Origin of the sequence: Luteococcus sp. (genome assembly GCF_043424415.1) — a bacterium.
GTDB lineage: Bacteria > Actinomycetota > Actinomycetes > Propionibacteriales > Propionibacteriaceae > Luteococcus.
The window spans coordinates 1-6,234 of sequence record NZ_JBHWOO010000010.1 but is presented as its reverse complement, the minus strand read 5'-3'; the positions used below and the strand labels follow the sequence as shown (position 1 = coordinate 6,234).

Genomic DNA, 6,234 nt, shown 5'->3' with positions numbered 1-6,234 from the left:
TTCTGGTGGACGATGGGTGTCTTGGCAGAAACCGATCCTGCACCACCCGACCCGCATGCACCCACCCGAGTCGACCATCACCCCTTGCCAGAGCATCACTGCCGATGTTCTACAGGCAGCCCTGATGAGAAAACCTCAGTGCAAGGCGACGATGAGCCTGAATCCTTGTCAAGGCGCACCTTGGATGAATTTGCCTGGTACAGGCCCGGGCGAGTGGTCAACGACCAGTGGGAAAATTCTCTCGGCGACAAGAGCAAGGCAATCTTTTCCTTCGCCGCGGTCGACTACATGCCCTCAATTGGCTACTTGTGTGACGGGGGCTCGACAGGGACAACGCTTCGATCCAACACCCGGTCCGTGCCGGCCATTCCGAGTCGCTGTCCAGCCTGCAGCCACTCGCCGCGTCAGAACAACATGGGAAGTGCAGGAGTCCGCTCCCCGCTCGTGGAGCAGGTGATCGGACGACGGCGTGCTGCCCAGCTCGTGGTCACGGCAATGCTCCGCTCCATCCAGGAGGGGCCTCAGGCGCCCGGCACCATCCTGTTCACCGACAGCCGTGATGACGCTGCGGTCAATGGCCTCCAACTGCAGGCCGACCATTATCGCGACTTGGTCCGACAGCTTGTGGGGCGGCAGTTGTCACAGACCCAGAGCGACGTGATCCGACTGCTCTCCGAGGCGGACAGGGTCTCCGACGCAGAGGCAGCCAGATATCTACGGTTGCGTGCGTTGCACAAACGAGCGGCGCGCGCCTATGAGGACCGGATGTCTGGGCAGCTGACAGCCGAGGATGCACGCTACTTGGAGGAGTTCGAAGCGGAGCAGAGTGCGAACCAGTCGCATCCGTGGAATGACTTGGTGACCAAGCTGATCGCCGACCATGTCGCTCTGGGAGTGCCCCCGGGCGGGCCTCGTGCGCAGCTGCTCACCTTGGATGATGGAAAGCCGTGGTTCATGGCCTTTTCCCCACCGAGGGTGGGCATGTGGGAGGAGCTGCCGTCGGGTGCGACGCGCAGCCAGTACTACACGCACTACCGACGCGAGTTGATCGGTGGCGTGGCGGCGGCCCTGTTCAATCGCGACGATCGTGACGCGGAACAGACGGGGGTGGCACATTTGTCCATCCGGGGGAGTCAGGTCTGGGAGGGGTGGCTCGACGAGACGGTCAGGAGCGTGCTTCGGCTCTATCTTCGTGCTGATGCGTTTGCGCCGCTCGCAACCCAGCGCGCGAACATGCCGGAGGTGGTGAAGGACTACTTGGGCAGAGTGGCCCTGCGGCAGTCGCGGAGCGCGAATGATGTGTCGCAGCAGGTCATGCAGGCGATGGAAAGCGTCCTGGTGAACGGGCTTGTGGACCTGGTGGCCGAGGCCTCACCTCTGGAACTCCTGCCATGCGGAGCCACATCCTGGGTTTGCTCGGTGTGCAGTACGCGCCACGCGCACCCGTCGGCCGGCGTGTGCGTCCGCGAGAAGTGCACGGGCGAGCTGGTGGAGATGGACGCCGAGCTCGGCCAGGACGACTACTACCGACACCTGTCGAGGCTCGAACCACGACGCTTGGCATCGGCCGAGCTGACTGGTCAGACGGATCGGGCGGAGCAGCGGCAGCGGCAGCGTCGGTTCCGTCGTGCGTTGTTGCCGGAGCCGGAGGAGAACGAGCTGGCATCCCCGCTGGACGTGCTGTCGGTCACCACGACGATGGAGGTGGGTATCGACATCGGTGACCTGACCATGGTGGCGATGGGCAACATGCCACCACAGCGTTTCAACTACCAGCAGCGCGTTGGTCGTGCCGGTCGAAGCGGGCAGCCCTTCTCCTTTGCGGTGACGCTTTGTCAGGACCGCAGTCACGACAACTACTACTTCCGAGAGGTTGAGCGCATCACCGGCGATGCCCCGCCGCAGCCGTTCATCGACACAGGGCGTGACCTGATCGTGCGTCGTGTGGCCTCCATGGAGCTGCTGCGTCGCGCCATTCTTGCAGTCGCGCCGCAGGCAGGAGGCAGCGGGGGAATCCATGGACAGTTTGGAAGGGCCGAGGATTGGCAGACCATCCGCGGGCCAGTGGCCCAGTGGCTTTCGTTGGCTTCGGACGTGGATGAGGTTTGTGGGTTCTTCGCTGCCCACAGCGGCGTCACTTCGGTGCAGCAGATTGCCCGGTGGTGCCGCACCAAGTTGGTGCCCGAGATCGACAAGGTGCTGCATAACAAGGCCTTCGCCCATCCAGACCTCAGTGAGCGCCTGGCCAATGCAGGGATCGGACCCATGTTCGGCTTTCCGACGGCTGTGCGGCACCTCTACTGGAAGTCTGGGCCGGGCGGCCGGGCTGAGACTGTCTCGGACCGTCCACTGGGCTTGGCGGTGTCCATGTTCAGCCCCGGATCGCAGGTGGTGAAGGACGGCTGGGTCTACACCTGTTCTGGTCTGGCTTACTTCCAGCGTCGCTATGGCAAGGAAGTGCCTGTGGATCCGATGGGGGATCCGCTGTTCGTGGACACGTGTCCCGACTGCTCATCGGTCTGGATCGGGAGCTCTGTTGTAGCCGAACAGTGTCGCGTCTGTGGGGCGACTGCCGAGGTGCGCCGGGTCTTCCAGCCAAAGGGCTTCTTGGCCAGGGCAGAGCGTGACGACAAGATGTCAGCACAAGCCCCCAGTTCGCGGGCGGCCGAGCCCGCACTCACCTGGCTGGATCTCGACGAGGCAAGTGCACGCGTGGGGTGTCTCGATGTGTGGGTGCGCGATCAATCACGATTGTTGACGGTCAATGACAACGGAGGCAAGGGATTCCAGCTGAATCGACGGTCGGACAAGGCCGTTGAGGTGGTGGTGCCCAAGAGTGATCAGAACGGGTTCGCGGCGGCCACTTTCCAAGACGTGGCCCTCGGTGAACTGCGTACCACCGACGCCGTCATCATGTTGCCCTCCGATGTCCAGTTGACAGGCGGTGTGGTAACGACATCCGACGAGGAATGTCCCAGTGGTCGTGCTGCGCTGCTCTCCTTTGCCGAGGCCATCCGGCGCGGCTGTCAGCGCGAGCTCGACATCGATCCGGGGGAGCTCCAGGTGGGCCTGCAACCCTGGCGCGTCCGAGACCGGCCTACCCACGCAGTCTTCATCGCGGATGAGCTGGAAAATGGGGCCGGCTATGCCGTCGAGCTGGGCCGTCAAGATCGCCTCGAGCGGGTCTTGCGCTCCATCGCCGTCGACCTTGATGATGTCTGGTCGCAAGGGGAGCACGGGCTGGCTTGCCAGAGTTCCTGCCCCGACTGTCTCCGCTCTTATGGCAATCGCTGGATGCACGGGCTCCTGAGCTGGCGTCTCGCGTTGGACGTGGCAGATCTGGCGCTGGGCCACTCGCTCAATTTGCAGCGGTGGGAACAGCTTTCGCGATTCGCTGCACAGCGCTTTGTGCAGGTCCACCGTGGCTTGGTCCCCGGTAGCCTTCGCCTCGCCGAATTTGGGGGTCTGCAGGCTTTGGTCAGCTCCACGGCGGTCGTGCTGATTGGCCATCCACTGTGGCTGCGATCCGATGATCGCACTCCTCAGCAGCAGACTGCCTGGGATGAAGCGTCCGCTGTGGCCAAGGTGGTGATGAGCGATGTGCGCGAGATGATGACTCGGCCGGACTTGGTCTTGCCGTCGTTGCTGTCCATGTGAGTTCTCGAGCATGGCGTCCCGCAGGCACAGACGAATACAGATGGCCAGGTGTACGACCTTACGTTTCTGCGACGAAGGTCCTCCCAAGCACCGTCCAGTCCATAGGCCCGTCGCAGAATCACGAAGGTCGAAGTTGGGAGTTGGAAGCTGGCGGAACCGCAACTGCGAGTTGGAGATGGTGTGCGTAATGCTGTCCCAAGCCCTTGCTCGCATGCGGCAGGTGAACTTGAGACGGGGTCATTCTTCACTCGGGATTTCACGTCGTAACGCAGTGGGTCGCTGGCGCGTGCCAGTGATCAGGAGAGCTTCGGGCAGGTAGGACGATAATGTCCGATCTCGCCGCAGTTGCCACATCGCCGGCGCCGTTTCTTGGGTTCAGGGTTTTTCTCATCTGCGCTGGGTGCTGGCGCATCCGAAGGATTCAGGTCATCGAAATAGTTCGGTAGGCCTAGCGCCGCCGAAGCTCGTGCCAAGTGCCCCAGCTCGCCAGCGGTGAGAATGTCATCGGCCAAGGCGGCTTCGCGCAGGCTCTCGAGGAACTGACTGTTGAGATCTTGAACCTGTGAGGATCCCAGGCCTGCCTGTCCGGCGATTCTGGCCAGCTCCTTGGCTTCGTCCCCCAGGATTCGCCCATCCTCCAAGGCTGAGGTGAGGGATTCAAAGTAGACGAAACCCACGTTGTCGCTGATCGCATTTCCATTCATTGGTAGACGCGAGACGAGGTTGGTCATCCAACCCTCCGTCCCCTTGCGGAGGGATGCTGCACGGGTGACTAGAGAGACCATCGAGGAGCTTCCAGAACCTACGTGTGTGTAGGGCTCCAAAGGGTAGGCAAGCGGTGAGCCGTTGACGGTGAGCAGCTGGGGAAGGATCTTGGCGGTGGCACGGACATCACCAAGGGCCGCGTGTGCGTCGGGGATGGCAATGCCGAACTCCCGTGCGATCGTTCCGAGCTTGTAGTTGGGTGCTGACATGACCTGCTGCGCAAGCTGCATCGTGCACAAGGCGGGGAACTGAGCTCCAGTGATCCCGGTGAGCCCCAATTCCGAATCCAGGAAGCGTTCTTCGAATTGGGCGTTGTGAGCGACGACCACGGTCCCCGAAAGCCGCCGCAACACCTCATCGGCAATTTCCGAGAATGTTGGGGCGTTCCGGACATGCTCATTCGTGATGTGGTGGACAAAGGTGGGTCCGACATCGCGGCCCTGGGGATTCACCAATGTGCAGAACTCATCCTCGATCGTTCCGTCGCTAAGTACACGTGCGATGGCGATCTCGATGATTCGATCTCCTCTCGCTGGGGAGAATCCAGTGGTTTCAACATCCACCACAGAGAAAGGAACATTCAGGTGTAGGCCGCTCCTATTGGTGGCGTATCCAAAGAGTCCCTGCACTTCCTGGGAATGGGAGCGCCTGGATCGGACCGGTTCTGTGGATGTCGCCTTTGGTCGAATTGGGCGCTGGATCGACGTGACCGATTTCGTGTTCCCTTGGGCGCGCGCAGAGACTGATTTTGACTTCTGGTTTGGTGTCGGCTGCAGCTTGGTGACGGCCTCAGCAGGGGCTTTCGGTGCAGGAGGACGAGCGATGGGCAGCTCCGCACTCACATGTTCCTTGGTCGTGGGGTCTGAGACGTCCCGGTGGGGAGACGCGAGAGAGTGTGGCCTTGGCTCCAAGACCGAATCTGGTCGAGGCTGCTCCTGGCGTCGAGTAGTCCCACTTCGAGGGTTCTTCCAGAAGACTTCGATTTCGTCCGCCTCGCTGTCAGCCAGGGTTCTGGCGGGAGCTAGCAGCGCTTCGGTTGATGCGCTTGGGCCGGGAATGGTTGGCGCGGCTTGGAGCATCGAGCTTCGGGCTTGTTCACCAGGTTCGTGCTGAGGGGGGATCGTAGTCGCCCCGGTGTGCGACGTGACGTGGTTCTCGGGAACTCCGCGTCCAGCTGTCTGCCAGCAGCGCCAAGCTGGGAGGGCCATGAGTGGGGTGAAGACGGCTCCAAAGATGACCATGCCCCAGTCCTTCGTGGATAGCCCAACGATGATGAACAACAAGCAGAAGGCCGCGACTGCCCAGAGCAGGACGGCGATCAGTCGCCACACGACACGCATAAGCACCTCTGATCCCTCGAATACGCCAGTCAACATACTTGATTGCCGATCTTGCTGTCCGGCGGGCTGGTGCCAGCCGTCCTTTTGAACCGGCGAGACGCGCCCCTGTCGTGTGGCCCTCCCGCACCCCATGCGCGACCATGGCCTGAGTCCGCCCCAACCCCACAGGAGATCCCGTGTTCCACCGAGCCAGTTTCGAGCCCCGGCACGCCATCGTCACCGGATCCAGCTCTGGCATCGGCCGGGCCAGTGCGCTGGCCCTGGCCCGGGCGGGGCTCGACGTCGCCATCACCTGACATGACAACGAGCAGGGAGCCCTGGACGTGGCGCGTGAAGTGGAGGCGCTGGGCCGCCGGGCCGTGGTCAGGCAGCTCGACACCAGTGAGTTCGACCGCACCGGGGGCATCGTCACCGAGCTGATCGACGAGCTGGGCGGGTGCGACGTCTTCGTCGCCAATGCCGGCATGACAAC

General features: G+C 62.5%; 2 protein-coding genes. One reads left to right on the top strand and one right to left on the bottom strand.

Translation table 11 applies throughout. The annotated features are described in order from the left end of the window. Window positions 1–444 precede the first annotated feature (444 nt). Window positions 445–3,657 (top strand): helicase-related protein, encoded by a 3,213-nt coding sequence (locus tag ACHFFZ_RS00375; protein ID WP_394274684.1) that lies wholly within the window; start codon window positions 445–447, stop codon window positions 3,655–3,657. A 296-nt stretch (window positions 3,658–3,953) separates the two neighbouring features. Here the strand turns inward: ACHFFZ_RS00375 and ACHFFZ_RS00370 are convergent, their stop codons facing one another. Further along, on the bottom strand, window positions 3,954–4,985 hold the full coding sequence (locus ACHFFZ_RS00370) for a PolC-type DNA polymerase III (protein ID WP_394274683.1): 1,032 nt from the start codon (window positions 4,983–4,985) through the stop codon (window positions 3,954–3,956). Window positions 4,986–6,234 lie beyond the last annotated feature (1,249 nt).